Source organism: Verrucomicrobiota bacterium, assembly GCA_037139415.1.
In the GTDB taxonomy this organism is placed as follows: Bacteria; Verrucomicrobiota; Verrucomicrobiia; order Limisphaerales; family Fontisphaeraceae; genus JBAXGN01.
Genome location: JBAXGN010000161.1, coordinates 1 through 18,948, shown reverse-complemented (window position 1 = coordinate 18,948; position 18,948 = coordinate 1). Strand labels below are relative to the sequence as shown.

The 18,948-nt window shown below is 57.0% G+C and carries 9 protein-coding genes and 1 tRNA gene; 7 read left to right on the top strand and 3 right to left on the bottom strand.

The features are described 5' to 3' along the window. The first annotated feature begins 73 nt into the window (after positions 1-73). From WCO56_22670 to WCO56_22650, 5 genes are all read left to right on the top strand, one after another. Positions 74-358: a circadian clock KaiB family protein gene (locus tag WCO56_22670; protein MEI7732392.1), complete on the top strand. Its 285-nt coding sequence runs from the start codon at positions 74-76 to the stop codon at positions 356-358. Continuing rightward, on the top strand, positions 355-708 hold the full coding sequence (locus WCO56_22665; protein MEI7732391.1) for a circadian clock KaiB family protein: 354 nt from the start codon (positions 355-357) through the stop codon (positions 706-708). Before WCO56_22670 ends, WCO56_22665 begins: the two co-directional genes overlap by 4 nt. Continuing rightward, complete coding sequence (locus tag WCO56_22660) at positions 705-1,934, top strand: PAS domain-containing protein (protein ID MEI7732390.1); 1,230 nt, start codon at positions 705-707, stop codon at positions 1,932-1,934. Before WCO56_22665 ends, WCO56_22660 begins: the two co-directional genes overlap by 4 nt. A gap of 54 nt (positions 1,935-1,988) precedes the next feature. Next, a complete protein-coding gene (locus tag WCO56_22655; GenBank protein MEI7732389.1) occupies positions 1,989-2,666 on the top strand; it encodes a response regulator transcription factor in 678 nt (225 codons plus the stop codon). 297 nt (positions 2,667-2,963) lie between these two features. Then, positions 2,964-3,737 carry an ice-binding family protein gene (locus WCO56_22650; GenBank protein ID MEI7732388.1) on the top strand — a complete coding sequence of 258 codons (774 nt, stop codon included), beginning with the start codon at positions 2,964-2,966 and terminating at the stop codon, positions 3,735-3,737. A 254-nt stretch (positions 3,738-3,991) separates the two neighbouring features. Here WCO56_22650 and WCO56_22645 read toward each other — a convergent pair whose 3' ends face one another. Both WCO56_22645 and WCO56_22640 read right to left on the bottom strand, forming a co-directional pair. Beyond that, entirely contained in the window at positions 3,992-4,594 is a 603-nt protein-coding gene (locus tag WCO56_22645; GenBank protein ID MEI7732387.1) for an ImmA/IrrE family metallo-endopeptidase, read from the bottom strand. Between the two features lie 7 nt (positions 4,595-4,601). After that, complete coding sequence (locus tag WCO56_22640) at positions 4,602-4,973, bottom strand: helix-turn-helix transcriptional regulator (GenBank protein MEI7732386.1); 372 nt, start codon at positions 4,971-4,973, stop codon at positions 4,602-4,604. A 457-nt stretch (positions 4,974-5,430) separates the two neighbouring features. On the opposite strand from WCO56_22640, the gene WCO56_22635 reads away from it, so the two are divergent. Continuing rightward, a tRNA-Arg gene (locus WCO56_22635) sits at positions 5,431-5,507 on the top strand. A gap of 774 nt (positions 5,508-6,281) precedes the next feature. Beyond that, on the top strand, positions 6,282-6,485 hold the full coding sequence (locus WCO56_22630) for a hypothetical protein (protein ID MEI7732385.1): 204 nt from the start codon (positions 6,282-6,284) through the stop codon (positions 6,483-6,485). 90 nt (positions 6,486-6,575) lie between these two features. On the opposite strand, the gene WCO56_22625 is transcribed toward WCO56_22630, so the two are convergent. Beyond that, positions 6,576-18,890 (bottom strand): autotransporter-associated beta strand repeat-containing protein, encoded by a 12,315-nt coding sequence (locus WCO56_22625; protein ID MEI7732384.1) that lies wholly within the window; start codon positions 18,888-18,890, stop codon positions 6,576-6,578. Positions 18,891-18,948: the final 58 nt, after the last annotated feature.

Here is an 18,948-nt window from a genome sequence, read left to right as displayed (position 1 = left end):
CCGGACAATCATGACGCTTGTGATCAAATTCATCGCAGGGAACATATAAGGGTGGTCGGCCAAACTCTGGCAACTGCGCCTTTACGTAATCGGCCAGACCCCAAAATCACAGATGGCGCTCGCGAACCTGAAGCGGATGTGCGAAACCCACCTTAAAGGTAACTATCACATCAAGGTGATTGACTTGTTGAAGCACCCCCAGCTTGCCAAAGGCGACCAGATCCTGGCCGTCCCCACCGTGGTGCGCAAGTTACCCAAGCCGGTGCGCACCATCATCGGCACCCTTTCCGATACCACTCCCCTGCTCATCGGCATGGATTTGCGCCCGGTTTTGATTGAGCGAGCCGAACACCCATGAAAAACCTCAAAAAACGCCGCGCGACCCCGGCCCGGGCGACCCCCTTGGCCCCCGGGTCCAAGGGCAAATACGTTCTGCGCCTGTTTGTGGCGGGGGCTACCGCTCGCTCCGGCCAGGCCGTGCTGCGCGTGCGCCAACTCTGCGCCGAGGAACTGAAAGACAACTGCGAACTGGAAGTCATAGACATCTATCAGCAACCCGGATTAGCGCGCGCGAACCAGATCGTGGCCACCCCCACCCTCATCAAGGAATTCCCCCGGCCCGTGCGCCGGTTCATCGGCAACCTGGCCAACCTCACCGGCCTGTTTGAAGAGTTGAACCTAATCACCAAAGGTAACATCGCGAGGTGAAAACCACTCCCCGCCAGAACGCCTCCCGCCCCCGGCCTGCCCGCGCCACCACCACCGCGCTGAGCACCGATCATGCTCGGCTCCGCACCCGCCTGGAGGACGCCGAGGCCACCCTCCGCGCCATCCGCACCAGCGAGGTGGATACAGTGCTGGTCGCGGGCAAAGAAGGCTCGCAAGTGTTCACGCTGGACGGCGCTGAGCATGCCTACCGCGTGCTGATCGAATCCATGAACGAAGGCGCGCTGATGCTGACGGCGGACGCGGTGATTCTCTACGCCAACCAGTGCTTTGCCAGGATGATCCAGCTCCCGCTGGAACAGGTGACGAGCAGTTCCTTTCACCGCTTTCTCTCCCCGTCGGACCAAGTCGCCGTGCGACCGCTCCTGAAACGGGCCGCCAAATCCGGCGCCAAAATCCAAACCGTCCTGCACGCCGGCGACGGCTCGCAACTGCCGGTGCATATCTCCATGCGTCCAGTGGCCGCGGCGGGCGGCACCAGCGTCACCATCGGCATGGTGGTGACCGACATGACCGAGGCCCGGCGGAGCGAGGAACGGCTGCGGGCTTTGTCGCAGCGCCTGGTGGACTTGCAGGAAGCCGAGCGGCGGCATGTGGCCGTCGAGTTGCACGAAAATATTTCACAGCTTACCTATGCCATCCTGATGCGCTGCGACATCCTGGCGGGGAAACTGCCGGTGCGGGCGCACGCCGCCCGAACGGAGCTGCTAAAGCTCTGCGATCTGCTCAACCAGACGACCGAAGATGTGCGGCGCATCGCCCGCGATCTGCGGCCCATGGCGTTGGATGATTTGGGGCTGCTCCCGGTGTTGCGTATGGCCTGCCAGCAATTCGGTGAACGTGCTCACGTGCAATGCGACTTGAAGGGGGTACGGCAGATCGCCCGACTGCCCGCGTCCGTCGAGATGGCGTTGTATCGCATTCTGCAGGAGGTTTTGAAGAATATCGGGCAACACGCCCAGGCCCACCACATTACCGTGAGCCTGCGGCAGGAACGCGGCTTGGTCCGGTTGGTGATCACGGACGACGGGATTGGCTTTAATTCAAAGCGTCCCCTGGCTGGGAAAAAACGCAAGGGTAGTTTTGGACTGCTCAGCATGCGCGAGCGAGCCACCGCCGTGGGCGGCATCCTCGAAGTGAAATCTACCCTCGGCCACGGCACCTCCATCCAAGCCCGAATTCCCCATCCACTGATGACTGATAACTGATGACTGATAACTGATGACTGACCACTGATTACCGGCCATTACTCCTTACTACCTATGAAAAACATTACCGTCCTGTTGGTGGAAGATCACATGGTCGTCCGCGAAGGGTTGCGCGCCTTGCTAAAGGCCGAACCCGATATTGAGGTGGTTGCGGAAGCGGAAACCGGGAGACAAGCGGTGGAGTTGACGCTGAAACTGCGGCCCGCCGTAGTCGTCATGGACATCGCCATGCCAATACTGAATGGCTTGGAAGCCACCCGCCAAATCCGCAAATCGGCACCGGAGACTAAGGTGCTCATCCTTTCGGCGCACAGCGATGACGCCTACATCGAACAAGTGATCGCGCTGGGCGCGCGGGGATACCTGCTCAAACAGACTTCGGCCCGCTTTCTGTCGGAGGCCATCCGGGCCGTCGAAAAAGGTAATACCTTTTTCGCCCCTTGCATTGCGCGGCGCTTGCAGAACCTGTTTGAGAAAACACGGACACCCGGCGAACTATGCAAGAAACACGAAGCCTGCCTAAGTTCGCGCGAAATGGAGGTCCTCCAATTGATTGCCGAAGGCCAGGCCAACAAACAGGTGGCGGCCGAACTGCACATCAGCATCAAAACCGTTGAAAAACACCGGCAACGCCTCATGGAAAAGCTGAATATTCATGACACCGCCGGCCTTACCCGCTACGCCATCTCCGCCGGCATCATCGAAAGCAGTGTCCAGGTGACCATTGTTTAGAGTAATCAGTGATCAGTGATCAGTGATCAGTGATCAGTTATCGGGGAGCGGATTGACGGGATGGAAATAAGGCCATTGTTTGCGCCGACTGACGTCGGCGGCTACGGGGGATCAGTGATCAGTGATCAGTGACCGTAATCAGTTATCGGTCCCGTATGGGGTGAACACCCCATGGCGCGTAGCCGGGCATGCCATTACTGTAGTGGTGATGAATAACTTCGTAACCGTTTCCGCAATGGAAGGTCGGCGCGTGCTCGCTTCCACGTGGCGGCAATAAAAATGAAAGACATATCCAAAATGAATACTAGTAAACAATTCGTTCTATCGGCCTTCGTGGCGTTGGCCGGTTTTCTGCCGTCCAGTCAAGGCGCGGTGATCCTGTCCTCAGCGGACGGCTTCGCCGTCCTGGGTGGTTCCACGGTGACCAGCACCGGCAATACGGTGCTCAATGGAGATCTGGGCGTTGCTCCCGGTCTGGCGATCACTGGCTTTGGCCCGGGAGTCGTAAATGGAACGATCTATGCCGGGGGGGCGGTCGCGGCGCAAGCCCAAGCTGACGCTTTCACCGCATACAGTCTGCTGGCTGGAGAGGCGCCCGTGCAACACTTGACCGGTCAGGATCTGGGCGGACTCACGCTCGGACCGGGGGTTCGGGATTTCACCACCTCGGCTCAACTCACGGGCATCCTCACGCTGGACGCGCAGGGGGACCCTAACGCCCGCTTCGATTTCCAGATTGGGAGCACGCTCACGACCGCTAGCAGTTCATCCATTCGCCTGGTCAATGGCGCCCAGGCCGACAACGTATTTTGGCAGGTCGGGTCCTCCGCGGCCCTCGGCACCGGCACGGCGTTTTTGGGCACCATTCTCGCCAACCAGAGCATCACCCTGAATTCGGGAGCCAGCATGTTCGGCCGGGCTTTGGCGTTGAACGGGGCCGTGAGCTTGGATAACAACACCATCACCGCGGTCCCGGAACTGACCTCTTTCTGGCAATTGCTCCTGGCCGCGTCAGTCTTCGGCGGGTTACAGATGGTCACTGTGTGGCGGCGCAAGACTGGCCACAAATAACATCCGTTATTCCCTCAGCGTTACGTGCGGCTAAAGCCGGTTGCGGATTAACTTGGCTCTGCTGGGGTGGATCGCGAGGGAAGCCTTCCGCCATGCGTTACATAAACTGCTGACCCAACGGGCAGAAAACACCAAAGGATGAGCTGTGGGAAACGATTGAGGGGATAACAGGCAAGACTTTAAAAAGGACCTGGCGCGACTATTGGAATTGTTGAGGAAAATCCAGCCGTGGGAGCGAGTTACCAGCCTAAAGATCAGGATACCGACCATAAGGAGTCGCGGTCGAGACGGACGCCGATGACCTGGGAGTTTACACCAAAGCGCGGACCGATTTTTTCGGCAAATTGGTCTCTCAATTGCCCACTGGTAATAAAGTTTGGAATGGGATCTTTGACTTTGGCTTCAAATTCGTCAAAGTAAGCTTGCAGGCGAGCTTTCGGTACCAATAGCCGCCCGGCAAATTCATTTGCCTCCTGCTCAGTTGTGTATTTCCGCCCGCCGTAGTTCTGAGTCCAGCGGGCAAAATCAGGAAGAGAGGCAAAATGCTCCGCCTGAGGGAGGTCGCGATGCAGGAAGAAGTGCGCCAACTCATGCGCCAGGCTGAAGCGGAGGCGGTTCAGTTTCCATTCTGGTCCGCGCTCCATCAACTTGTACTGTTCAGCGTCGAGGTAGATGCCCGTAAAATCTGCCTTGATTGCAGCCTCGACCCTGTATTTCGCAAGCAGGTCGTCAAACGGAATTGGGTCTAATTTCAGGTCAATCTCCGCAAATGAGAATACATCAATGGGAGTGCTATCTTCGCGCAAGACTGGGTATTGGGTGCGAAGCTCGTCAATTTTTTGCCAAATGTGTTCCATGAAATTTTTAATCGCGATCCCGAGTGTGCAGTCTTCGAATATCTTCGGCTAGATTATTGATTTCCTGCTCGTTAAGCTCGTGGCCTCGCACAGCACGGAAGAACGCGGGGAGAGCCCGTTGGAGGATGACATTATCTGCCAGATCTGGAGGCAGTTCTCTTCTTTGAAGCGCAGCCTCGTCCATGAAATCCGCTTTCTTGGCACCGGCCAAGCCAAAAAATTCAGCCAACCTTTCAAGGAAGACGATGTCTCCGGGAGGCGGATTTACTCCGCGTTCCACTTTACTCCAATTGCTCGGGTCCACTCTGACTTTCTCGCAAAAATCGCGCAAGGTGAGGCGCTTTTGGATTCGCAAGGCTTTTACGGTTTCGTTAAACATAGGTCGTTCGTTTCTATCTTGTGGTAGAATATTACCACACGCATCAAGTCCCTGCAATAATTATTTTGGTTTCGGTAGCGATTATAAACACGGGGGAAGCTTTACAGCCACCCCAGCAAAATGGAGCGCGGGTCTCCGACCCGCCGGGGCGCGGGAGCAGCTCCGGTGATTCCCTCAGCGGTGTGTGCGGATAATGATGTCAAGCCGAGGGGACGGTTGGTGAGAATGACACCTTGCTCGCCATCCGAACAAGCTTGCCTCTGACCTTGAAATGTGCGAAGAGTGTGCTGGATGATTTGTAGCGCAATAAATTGGCATACTGAGTTTTTATCCAGAGTGAACTTGGAACAACCGCTCGATTCTGCTTTTGTTTCGTTTTCACAAAATTAGTATCTGATTTCGGTATCAGATTGTCAAATCGCTATAAAAAATTATTGCAAGTTGTTGGCTATACAGTGCGCCCGTAGCTCAGTTGGATAGAGCATCTGCCTTCTAAGCAGAGGGTCCCGCGTTCGAGTCGCGGCGGGCGCGCCACTTCTCCTTCCCCCCCAAAAAAGGCCGGGGTTTCGCCCGGCTTGGTGTTTGGTGTGCATTCCGTGTCCTTCGACGCGTCAATCTTTGGTTTGCATTGTTTGAAATAGAGTTTCGGTCTGGAACACGGCGGTCATCAGTCATCAGTCATCAGTCATCAGTCATTTTGCACTTATTTGCACTTTATTACACCTTTCTGCACTTTTTTGCACCACCTTTTTGGGTGCGCCAGTCATCGGCAAAACTTTACCAAAGGTTTACCATTTCTTTACCGGATTCGGGTTTTTTGCCGTAAATGCGGATAACGATACCGCTAAACACGCGAATTGACGCGAACAACGAATAAACCCGAAGACCGAAAATCGAAATCCAAAAGAAATCCGAATCCCGAAATTGGAGGCTTGCACCAGCCGGAAAAGGATTCATACAAACACAGCAACGATGTTGGTGCCGACTGACGTCGGCGGCTACGGCGGAGCAGGGGTGAACAGTTCATCCCGATCACGGCTTCAAGCTCTATTCCAGGCATAACTCGCTTTCACTTGGGAGGGTTCCCTCCCGGTTATCCAGGGACACACGTCCGAGGATTGGTTTTATAGTTGATATAGTTGAGCTTATATAGGTCCCTTCCTCACCGAGAAAGGCCCGGATAACCGGGGGGTACTGGCCCGCCACCGGAGGGTTTTCGCCGTTCAAGCAACACGCCACCGTCGTGTCGATTGACGGTATAACTCATACGCTATTCGGTGATATAATGCAAGTAATAATTTAGAAAATATGAGGGAAATCTTGCAGAAAGATGAACTGTCAGTAAAATGGGGAAGAGGAACATGGCAGGAATTTTTATTGACAAAAAGATGGAATAAGTCCGAACGCCGAACCAAGACGGGAAACTTTTTGCAGAAAAATTGGTCGGCAGAAAAATGGCAGGTGAAATATGGGGAGGGGGGACCGGAAAAAGTTGAGGAGTTGAGGAGTTGAGGATTGAGAGAGGGGGCAAAAAAGCCGGGCGATTAAGCCCGGCTTTTGTGTTGGTGTGCATTCCGCGTCACTGGACGCGTAAATCTTCGGCTAGGGCGCCGGGGCGCTGCCGATCCGGTAGAACTTGAAGCCACCGGTCGCTGCCGCGTCTTCCAAGGTCTGCGGCCCCGTCACATTCGTCACCCCGATGACAAACGTCCAGCTTCCTTCCGTCAGGCTGTCCCGCGCTTCCAACCAGTACGCCCGGTTCGGTTCCGCCGTCACCGTTGTCTGGAACGTTGTCCCCAGCGTGATCACCATCGGGTTCTCCACCAGGTAGCTGACCGTCAGCACCGCCGCCGTTCCAATCCCTGACAACCCATGCTGGTTCGATACGATCAGCGTATAAATGCCCCCGTCATTGAGCTTCAGGTTCGCCAGGCTCAGCGTCGGCGTGGTTTGGCTCGCCAACAGGTTCGTCGCATTCAGGTACCAACGGTAGGTCGGCAGATTGCAGGAGGCCGCCAACCCCACCGTCACACTGAAGTTCGTCCCTTGCAACAGCGTCACATTGGTGGTCACGATCGCCGGGTTGAACGCCGGAGCGTTGAGGTCCCGCACTTCCACATAGGCCACCGCGCTGGTCACCAGCCCAACGATATTACTCGCCACCACGTGATACGCATCCCCTTCGCTCAGGCAAGTCACCACCGCGCTGGTGTAGCTGCTGCCCATGCCCACTGGCGCGGTCAGGTTCGGCAGCTTGTACCAGTAGAAGTCAATCGGCACGGTGCCGCCCGTTACCGTCGCGGTGAATTCCGCCTTGTTGCCCACATCCACCGTATTGGTCGGCGACGGGGTGATGATCAGGCCCATCGCCACGCTCGAGTGGTTGGTCACCACCAAGGTGACTTCCATGCTATTGGTCGCGCCATTGATGTTGGTGACCGTGACCATGTATTTGCCCGATTCGTTTACTTGCAGGTTCGTCAGGGTCAAGGTGCTATTGGTCAGATTCAACACCACAGCATTGGTCAACACGTTGTTGGTATTGAAGAACCACATGAACGCTGGCGCATGGCAACTCGCCGCCATGCTCACCGTCAGCGTGAAGTTCGAACCGACGCCCGTGATGTTCGTGGCTTGGACCAAGTCGGTCACAAAGGCTGGGCTGTTGGTATCCGTCACCGCCACATAAACCGGCACGGCGTTGGTGATGGCACTCACGGCGTTACTCACCGTGACATTGTAATAATCGCCGTTATTCACACAGCGCGCCACGGGGTTGGTGAAGTCCGGCCCCGTGTACACCACGGCGGCAAAGTTCGAGTTGGCGTACCAACGATACGTCAACGAGGAACCGGAGGCCGAGGCCAGGAAGCCCACCGGGTTGCCGACTTCGACGGTGTTCGTGGGTGACGGCGTGATCACCAAGTTGCTGGCGACCTCGGCGACGCGGAGGGTACCATCGGTATTCAAGGTGCTGGTATCCCAAACCAGGTTGGCCGCCAGCGGTCCAGGCAGATTGGTGACCGCAAACGCGCCAACGGTGGTCGTCGCATTGAACAATTTCCAGGCATCGCCGGCGACAAATGAAGCGAGCGGATCACTATCACTGGTCACCGTGACGGTCAGGGTGCCGCCGTTGGTCTGCGTGTTGACGCCAGTCAATAAGTCTTTGTAGAACAATCCAGCCGACCGCTTGATTTTCATCTCGGTGGTTCCGCCCAGCTTCACATTGCCCTTGACGGTGAGGATACCGATATTATTGCTTCCGGGCGACAGAGTGCCACCAGGCAGCACGACGACCGAGTTGGTGATGAAGCCAACGCCGCCCAAGGTGCCACCGGCAACGAGCACCGCGCCCGTGCTGGAACCGGCGATGGTCCCATTCACAGTCAGCAGCAGGCTTCCCTGATTGATATAGGTGGGACCCGTGTAGTAATTATTGCCATCCAGCACCATGGTGCCGAGGCCAGTCTTGATCAACGCGCCCGCACCGCCGCCCTGGCCGGTGTTACGTTGCATGAAGGAAGCGTTGACGAACAAATCCGACCCCGCACCCGTGTTAAAGGTAACGGCGTTGGTCACCAAGTTGCCGAGATGGATGGCATTGTAGGTGCCGGCCAGACCTGAAATATAGGACGGCAAACCGCCAACGGTGGTGACGTTGCCAACAAAGTTCATCGTTTGAAAAACGGCGCTCTGACCATTGCCACCCTGGAGGGTGCCACCATTCAGAACGATGGGACCAAGCGTGGACATGCCGACATTAATATTATTGGTCACGAGTCCGCCGACGATATTGAGGGTGAACGCCGGAGCCGGATTGACGGAGCTAGGACCAAAGGGTGCATTGGCAAGCAAGCCCAGAGTGGCACCGGCGTTGACGTACACATTGCGAGCCACGGCCGGGTTACCCAAGGCGCTGCCCGTCGGTGCAGAAGAGATATTGCCCGTCCCTACCAGCACCGCACCCTGGTTGATATTCATATCCCCCGTAAAGGTGTTCGTGCTGCTCGACCAGAAATCGCCCAAGCCGAGTTTGGTCATGCCACCACCGGTTGATGTCGCGTCAAATATCAGCGCTTGTCCGTTGGTAATGCTGTAACCCAGCACATCCAGAATGAGGCCACCACTTTGAACCCAGGCTGAATCCGCCGTGATGAAACTGATATTCGTCTGCGTGCCGGAAGGCTGCAGTGTTCCGCCATTGAAGCGGACGTAACCCTTGCCGAGCGGAGCGCCAGGCGGATATTTCTGAATCGCGCGCGTTTGGGCCAGACCGCCATTCAAGTTAAAGTAACCCACGCCCGTCGCATTTTCACCCATCGCGATAAGCCCGGTATTGGTGAGCGTGCCACCATTCACGGTCAGCGTGCCAGTACCGCCGAGCGAACCCAGAATGATATGGTTTGCGTTGGTCTTGATGATGCTGCCACTCACCAACCGGACTTCACCGGTGGCACCAGCAACGTTGCGGCCAACTGCAATCCAATCCGACGACACCAAAGTACCGCCGTTGACGACGCACATGCCGGTCGAGGCGTTTTGCGCCACCCAGAACTGGGCGCCATGGAGCATGGAGCCAAGTCCAAGTGTCAAGGTGCCGGCACCGACCGTATTAGGATTACCGCCAATGAGAGGGCCCAAATAGCGGTTGGTATCGGTGAGGGTCAGGTTGTTATTGCCGAGCTTGATAAAGATACCGTTCGTCGAGTTGATGTTGGTACCCGCCCAGGCGATGTTATCGCTGCGGTTGAACTGCAACGTGCCGTAATTGGTAACCGGCCCGTAGAGCATGCCGCTTGCGCCACCCGCGCCGATTTGGTTGGTCGCGCCAACCGCAATGGTGTACCAGCTATTGGTGGCGTTGCCGCCAAAGCAGGCGGTGCCTTGATAGTTGGTAAAGCCACCCGGCAAATCGAGGTCGGGAATAACCGTCCAGATACCAGGCCCCGACTTGGTGAGCAGGCTGTTGCCAGTGATGGCCCCACGATTGGTCAACCTACCCGCAGCGTTATCCACGTAGATCAAGTTGGTAGCACCATTCAGATAAACCTGACCCAACCAGGCATCGCTGCTGGTGCTGGCGTTCTGGAAGGTCGCGGCATTCAGCGTGACATCGGAGTTGGAGAACGTCATGTTCGCGCCGCTCCAGATTGTAAAGTTGGCATTGGAATAGACAGTCACGGGAGCCCCGTTGAGTTGCGCGTGGGTCTCAAGCGCACCATTCGAGACGATGATGGAGTGGACATTGGCGATACCAGTAAGTGTCGGGCCATCGAGGGAAACCCGGTTGTTGCCAATCTTGATCAGATCGTAACCACCACCGTTGAGCACTTCAGTAATGTCAAACCGATTACCGTCATTACCAATCGCCGTATTCCCGGTCAATAAGACCCGCCGCATACCGCGATTAGCCAAGTCAGTGCCCGTATTCGCAATCGCGCCGATGTTGGCGGCAATACCCAATCCAGAAGCGACAATCGTCTTGGCACCTTGTGGCAAAAGGTCAACCCCGTTGAGGTCCAAGCTGGCACCAGCGGCGATGATGGCAAAATTAGTGCCAATCGGCCACCCGAGGGCGTTTGTCGCGCCGAACCGCAACAAGCCAGCGTTGATAATCGTGCCGCCGGAATAATCGTTGGTCGTGGCAAACGTATTCGTGCCCGTACCCTGTTGCAACACCTTGCCCGAGCCGGTAATTTTACCCGTGCCAAAGAAATAGAAGTTGCCGGAAGAATTCAGGGTAATGGTGGAAGGCGCCATCGCACCCACAATGGTGATGTTGGTGTTGAGGCCGCTATCACTGTTGAACAATACGGTATCACCTTGGAAGAAGGTATCCGCGGTCATGGTGGACAAGTTGTTCCAATTATACGTGGTATTGAAGTCCCACAGATTATTGCCCGGCGTGCCTATCCAAGTCAGTTGCGCCCCCGGCGTGGTGACCGTGAACATGATATAGCCCGGGTCCACCCCAGGATTGGCAGACGGAACATCCACCAAAGAGCCTTGCGCCCGGGAATTCGGGTCAATGACAATCGCCAGGTTGCCCGCGCCACCCACGGGTGAGGTGCCATAGTAGGTGAAGAGCGGATAATCCGCCTGTTGCAGCGCACCCACCGGGTTAATGTACACGGTGGAAGTGCCATTAAAGGTCGGGTTGCCTTTGATGACAATCGAATCCGAAGTCGTCAGGGTATCCAAGTCGAAGTAGAACTTGGTGCCCGACGCGAAGGAAACGTCGTTGTTAAAGACCAATCCGCCGGCAATAATGTTATTCGAGCCACCCGGGTTGATCCAGTTGTTCAGGCTGGAGGCAAAATATCCATTCACGGTGCCCGCCCCAATAAGGCTCTGGCCCGCCGCCAAGTTGAACCCGCCCGCGACGGCAGAGACATCCAGCGTCGCCGTCGGATCAAGCGTCGTATCCAGATACAGGTTCGGGGAATTCGAGATCGAGGCGCCCGCGCCCAACATCAGCGTGCCGCCCAATATCCGGGTGTCACCGGTGTAGGGGTTGGTGTTGTTCAGGATCATGGTGCCGGTGCCCACTTTGGTCAGGGCCAGCGAGCCACCATCAAACGGATCATTCTGCATCACCCCGTTTAACGAGCCACTATTGACCGACAAGACGGAGGCGGAGGCCACCCCGCGCACATAGCCGCCACCATTCAAGTTGCCAATGGTGGCCGTGCCATTCAGGCGGAAGACGGCGTTGGGCTCGACTGAAACGTTCATGTTCGCCGAGAGGATTTCACTCGCGTTGACGTGGAACACGGTGAAGTTCGTGGCCAACCCGCCACGCACGGTCACGGTGCCCGCGAACGTCTTGGGACTCCCTTCAAAGACAACCCGATTGGCGCTATTGCCGCGCTGGTCCCCGTACCGGCTGGCGTTGGTGATAAAGAGATTTCCGGTGCCGGTGATCGCGCCCAAGAAAGCGGTATTGGTACCGGCGCCCGTTTGCAGGATGACGTCGCGATTCAAGGCAATCGGGCCGGTAAACACCGCCCGGTTCGTATCCACAATGGAATAGCTTGGCGTAGAACCCAGCGTTACGACCCCACTGCCACTGGCCACCGTGATGCCCAGCGAATTGGTCAACATGCCCACGCTCGCCGTATCGAGCAGCAAGGAAATACCATCCGTGCCGGAATTGCCGTCGCCCAACGTGACCGCCCCCGTGCCCAAGGCACTCGCACTGCGCACATAGAGCGCGCCCTGGCTATTGGTCGTGCCACCACTATAGGTGTTGGCACCGCTCAAGGCCAGCGCACCGAGGCCGGTCTTGACCAACGTGCCAACGCCCGTCGCGCCGTTGTTGGTAATGATACCGGCATAGGTCAACGTGCTGCCCGTGGCCACGGCAATGGCACCGGCATCGGTGGCGTTCGCCAACCCCAACGCGATGCTGCGATTGGAGGCAATCGTCAGCGTATTCAGCGCCATTAACGAGCCGCCATTCGTCAGGATGAGGGACGGCGCGAGCGCATTGATCGGAATCGCCCCCAAGTTATCATCCACACTGACGGCCAGCGTACCGCCACCCACCGTGATGGTTCCGAGACCGCCATTCGTGTTACTGAGCTTCAGCGTACCCAAGCCCAATTTCAGCAATCCGGAGGCGCTGGCAATTTTGCCGGCCCCGGCGAACTCATAGTTTTGATCCGCATTCACCGTCAAGGTGTTGGGCGTCACCAGCGACGCGATGTTCACGGCCACATTGTTGGAACCGGAATTGTCAAAGGTGACATTATCACCATCGAGGAACACATCCTTGCTGACCCCGTTGGTCCAGTTTTGCGCGCCATTGACGTTCCAGATATTGGCCACCCCATCACCCAGCCAAGTGAGATTGGAACTGGAACCGGTGAAGGTGACGCGCACTTCGTTGGTCTGCGTGGTGGTATCGAAGACCACGCCGTAACGGGAGAGTCCTTCCAAATTGGCAGCACTTCCGACCAGCGCGCCGGAATACTTGATGATCGTATAGTAACCGGAGGTCGCCGGCGAGCCATTCAGGAACAGGAAGCGCACCGCGTTCAAGCCGCTCAGGTTGAGGTCGCCCTTCACATCCACCAAGTCATTCACGCCGCTGCCGGGCGTGGTGGCCCCGCCGAGTTCAAAGAGGAAGCTGGCATTATTTGCCGTGAGACTGTTGCTGATGGTCAAGGTGCCCACCGATGATCCCGGATCAATCGTGCCACCGGCACCGGCAGTGACCGGGCCGGCGATGCTGCCGTAACCGCCAAGGATGCCGCCCGCATTCACGGTGACCGCTCCCGTGCCGGAGAGCAATCCGTTGACGACCAACGCACCGCTGTTCACCACGGTGCCGCCCGCGTGGCCAATATTCCCGGTCAGCACCAGGCGACCAGCGCCAATCTTGATGAATTGACCAGTACCCGTAAGGTTGCCACCAAAGAAGGTGCTCTGGTTATTGTTACCCACCTGCACCGCCCCGTTGAAGCCCTGAATCGGACTCCCGGCACCTTTCAAACCGCCCAAAACGACATCGAGATCGCCGAGATCCAGCGGGCCGGATCCGAGACCAGACGCATCGAACGTGCTGTATTGCAACGCGAGCGGATGGGCTAGTTTGAACCCTCCCTGAACGACGCCACTGGTATTCGTGGAGGTGGTATCCCCCGTAAAGGTATTCGCCGCCGCCAGGATCACGCGCGAACTGTCATATTTCAACAGTCGGCCCGGGCCGGAAATGACACCTTGGATTTCCCAATCAAAGCCAGCATAACCAGCAAGGACCGCGTCGCCACCCGCAAGATAGATACCGCGATTCGGATGGAGATAGACATAGGCGTTGTTGTTTTGCAACACGCCGCCGTTCTTGATGGTGACGTTGTCCGCTTGGAAGGAGAGCGGCACCGCGCCCAACGAAGAGTCGTTATTGATGCGGATTTGGCCGTTATCAATGATGGTCTTGCCATAGTAGGTATTACCCGCCGAGAGAGCCTGAACAAAGTTGTTTTTGCTTTGGCTATCCTTGCTGACCACCGTGATATTGCCGCCAATGCTGCCACTGAAGGTTTGCGCACCATTCGGGTTGAGAAGGGTGAGCACCACATTTTGGGCTGACTGCGAATTGGTCACCATGGTCAAATTGGCCGTGCCACCCGCCAACGCGCGGATGGTCTCGCTATTGCCGTACAGGTCCAAAATACCACCGTTATTGACCGTCACTTGTGCGGTATCGGCGATCTGGTTGCCGCTGGTGCCGGTGAGCGTCACCAAGCCATTTTGAATCGCGAAGTTACCGGTGCAGAGGAGATTGCCGTCGAGATTCAGCGCATTGGTGCCGTCCTTGGTAATGCCGCCAGTGCCCGTAACGGTGTTCGGGAAAACCATCGTTGGACCCGGCAACGGCCAGAGGTACACCGTGCCGTTGTTGGTGATCGGGCCAAGCACTACCCCGCCCTGAACACCATTACCCAATTGCAACGTACCGCCCCCATTGACGAGGGTGCCGCCGGTGTAGGTATTGGTATTCAGCAGGATAAGGGAGTTGGCCCCGTTCTTCACAAGGACGCCCGCCCCACTGATGATGTTACTTTCGGTAAGAGTGGCACCACCGGTATCCACAATGCCGGAGCCCAGCAGCGTGATCGGCGCGCTGATATTGGCGGCGGTGTTGTTGTTATAGAGGATGCCACCATTGGTCAGCACCAGGTTCTTGCTGAGATTGCCGATCTGATACAAGGCCAAGCGACCAGTGGGTCCAAACACCGTGAGCGTCTTGGTCGGATCACCCAACGTGGGAGTGGTCGTGGTTTCGAGCCAGAGGTCGCCTTGCAGCACATCAATGTCGCCAAAGCCAGGGTCAATTGTCAGTGCAACAAAATGAATTTCATTGGTGCCAATCTTGGTCAGCTTATAGTTCTGGCCACCGCTGCTGAGCAGGTTGGGGGCCGTGCGGCCGATTTCCCAACGAAGCACGCCGGAGGATACAAAATTCCCGATGGTGGCGGGGGCCGTCAGCGTGAGATAGCGGAAGGCACCTTGGGCACCGCCCGCGATGAACTGACTGAGCGCACCGCCGTTGGTGTAACCAGCGCCAGCGATATAAGCCTGCCGGGTGCCGAAAATGAAGTTATTGATATCGAGCGTACCGCTACCGTTGGTCAGATAAACGGCACCCGCTGTGGTGCTGCCCAGCGCACCCGCGCTGCCCGCCCGGTAGATACCGTTATTGATGACGACGTTGCCAATAAAGTCGTTCGTCAAATTCATAGTGGTGAGCCCCGGCCCGAACTTCACAATACTGGCGCTGCCACTGATCTTGCCCACGCCGGAGAAGAGGAAGTTGCTATAAGTGTTGTCAATGGTCACCAAACTCGGCAGCACCGTGACCGGGGTCACAATGTTCGTCAGAATGGCCGTGGCGTCGAACAACACGGAGTCGGCGTTGGTAAAGGCGGTGGCGATCCCACCGTTCAGCCAGTTCGCCGTGGCATTCACATCCCAGTTGGTGTTGACAGTACCCTTCCACGTGATGGCTCCCGAGGGAACGCCACTGACGGTCACTTGCACCACGCCGCCGACAATAGCGAGCACGAAGGTTTCGCGCAGATTGTTGGTGCCGGAAAGTGTCAAGCCGGTGCCCGAAATACTGCTGGCAGTGATGAGCCTATAGACGCCATTGGTCAACGCACCCAGCGGGGTCAACTGCAGGGTCGTGGTGCCGTTGAGGGTGAGCACGCCGCTATTGGTGATGAGGTCATTGCCACCGGTGCCCAAATCAAAGGCGATGGTGCCGCCACCCAAAGTCAGGTTGCCATTGATACCCAAGGTGGCGGGAACTGCGGTCCCGGCGATGTTCACCGCCCCGGTGCTAACCAAGTTCCCTTTGATGTCCGGACCAAACGTGTTTCCAGCGGTGCTGCCCGCGATAAGTGTGCTGCCGGACTTGTTGGTATAACCAGTGATGGCGGCCACGTCGAGTTGCGCGCCGGGGGCTATCACCATATTGGCGACGGTATTGGTGAACACGCCCGTTGCACTCACGCGCACGATGCCCTGATTATTGGTCAACGCCGTAATGGAGTTGGTGCCGCCCAAGGTGAGCGTACCGGGTCCCGTTTTGGCCAGCGGACTTGTTCCACCCGTCATGCTCTGATTAATGACGACATCGGAATTGATGATCAGGGTTTTGGCGGTATTGCCATTGGCGTTGGTTCCTGGCCCCGTGAAGGTGAGAAGACCGTTATTGGTGAGGTTCGTGGAACCAAAGGTGTAACTGGTGCCCAAACCGTTATCCAACCAGATGTTATTCGTGATAGTATGCGGGGTGGTATCCGCCGAACGGATGCCCGCGCCGTTACCGCGGATATAAATCATGCTGGAAGCGAACGCGTTATCCACGCCTACCGCCCACATACCGCCAGCCAAAACATTGGTGCCAGTGGCATTTTTCAACAGGTTGGCATCCATGACATAGACCGTTCCCGCGTTGGTTTTCCACAGGAAACCAGCGCCATAAAGCGTGGCGTTCAAGGTGCCGTCAAACAACGTCTGATCCACCGCGACAACCGCGTTATTGGTGATGTTCCCGGTCAGCCCGTAGGTGGTGCCGTCCCAGATACCAGACATGACCAGCGCGCCACCGGTATAGGTATTGGTGCCGGAGAGGATTACCGTGCCGCCGTTCAAAACCAGACTGCCCGGTCCACTGATCGGCCCGCTGGAATTCAAGGTATTACCGCCGTTGATCAGGTTCGTGCCCGCCGTAGCCAGGACAATGGGACTGGGCGTGATGCTGGTGCCGTTGGCCAAGTTGAAGGTGGTGCCGTTGGTCACCCAGATATTTTTGGTAAATGCGGTGCTGTTGTAAAACCGGAACGTAGTACCCGCCCCCATGAACAGGTTGCTGGCCGTATTACCGAGGCCGACATTCTGTTCTGTGCCGAAGAATCCTCCCAGCACCGTGATGTTGGCCAGATTGGTATCAATGGTCGCAGAAGTCCAGATGAATAAGCCTGGTCCAATCTTGGTGATATTGAACGGCTGGCCGTTCAGGCAGGTCAATGATCCGCTACGCACGTCATAGCGTGCGCTGGCACCACCACTGGCACCAAAGGTGGTGTCGCCGGCAAGGATGAATGTCTTGAGACTATAATTGCCAGCGTTGCCGTTGAGGCTGTTATCAATCGCCCCCATGCCGTTGTAGCCGGTACCCGAGACCGTGAGCGGTTTGCCGCCCAAATCCACTTGATAGACATCCAACGTGCCGTTGTTGGTGACAATGATCGGTGCGTACACCGATCCAAGTGCCGTGGCGCTACCGGAAAGCGTCCTGGCGGGTCGCACGATGCCGTTGGTAATCAGCGTGGTGCCGGTGTAGCCATTGAGATTGCTGATCGTCAGGATGCCGGTGCCGCCCTTGGTCAAGCCGCTCGGGCCACTGAGGCTGCCGTTCCCGCCAAGGAAGTAGTTGCCGCTGTTCGACACGGTGACCGAACCGGGCAGCAACGCCGAAGTCAAGTTGACGTAAGGAGTCAGGGAACCGTTGTCATCGAAGGTGATGGCATCGCCTTGGCTAAAAGCCTGTTTGACAGTCCCAGAGATGATGTTGGTCCAGTTCAGCGACGCGGTATCCCATGCGTTCAGAGTGCCATCGCCCAGCCACGTCAGAGTATTGGCAGAACTGGGGGCAGTGAAGGTAACATTCACGAGCCCCGGATTGGAGGTATCGAACGTCGCGCCGGGCAGGTTGGCGGACAGATTCGCGGCCGCCCCAGTCAAGCGCCCGAAATAACGGATAAGCGTATAAGGCACACCATACTGCGGCGCGCCATTGATGAACGTGAAATTGAAACGCGTCGTGCCAGTCAAATTGAGACGACCAGAAACGACAATCACGTCATTGCTGTAAAAGCTCGGGTCGTTCCCAATATCCATGGCAACCGTCCCGCCACCCAAGGTCAGGCTGCCGGACAATGCACTGGACCCAGGGGCACCGATGCCACCCGTGATGTAGGCCGCAAAGACCGTGCCGGGGTTGCCGAGATTGAAGATGGAACCACTGGCGAACGTGACGGACCCGGTCACCGTACCGAAGTCATTGAAGGTCTGGTTCGAGGCAACGAGCCAACCACCGATGGCGGTACTGCCGTCAATGAAGCAGCCGCTATTCACGGTAATGATCGGGCTGTTGGTGATATAGCCATTGCCAGTCAGGGACAAGGTTCCGCCCGAAACCAAGGTATTACCGGTATAGGTATTGGTGCCACCGACCGTGAAGACGCCGGTGCCGACCTTGGTAAGATTCAGGCTGCCGGCAGTGTTGCGGATCTGGCCGTACAACGGGCCGCTAGTCATGTTGTTGGTGCCAACGAACAGGGTCGGCGTGCCCGCCACCGTGTTATTCACGATGCCGTAACCCATCAAGCCGTTGACATGGACGCTATTGTTTGCCAAATCGAGGATGGCGTTCGTGTTAATAACGACCAAACCGCAATTGGCGCCAACGCCACCACCCTGGGCGGTCGCCGCGCCATTCGGCAGCGCATACGCCGCGCCCATCTGCAAGGTACCGTTGGTAATCAGCGTGCCGCCGGTGTACTGGAGTTTGGCACTGGCACTGGCCAACGTTTGCGTCGCCGGGCCATCCTTGATCAGGGTCAGGATAGTATTCGTGGCTGCCGTAGCGCCGGGATCGCGTTCCCGAATGTAGCCATTGTAGCTGAAGTTATAGGTGTTGCTGACGATCAGGCGGGCCGTGACGTTGGTGATGAGGTCCGTGCTGAAATACGCCTGCTCAATCACACCAAAGCCATTGGTGTCCTGCAAGCCACCCACATTGACGACGGTATTGCTCAGAATTTCAAGGCGCGGAAACTTGCCGCTCGCACCGTTAAAGGAGAGGATGGTGGCCGGGGCAAGGTTGACGTTATTGGTCATCGCCGCCAAACGCAGGTACTGGGAATTGGCGGCATCGCCGATGATGATATTGCTGGCG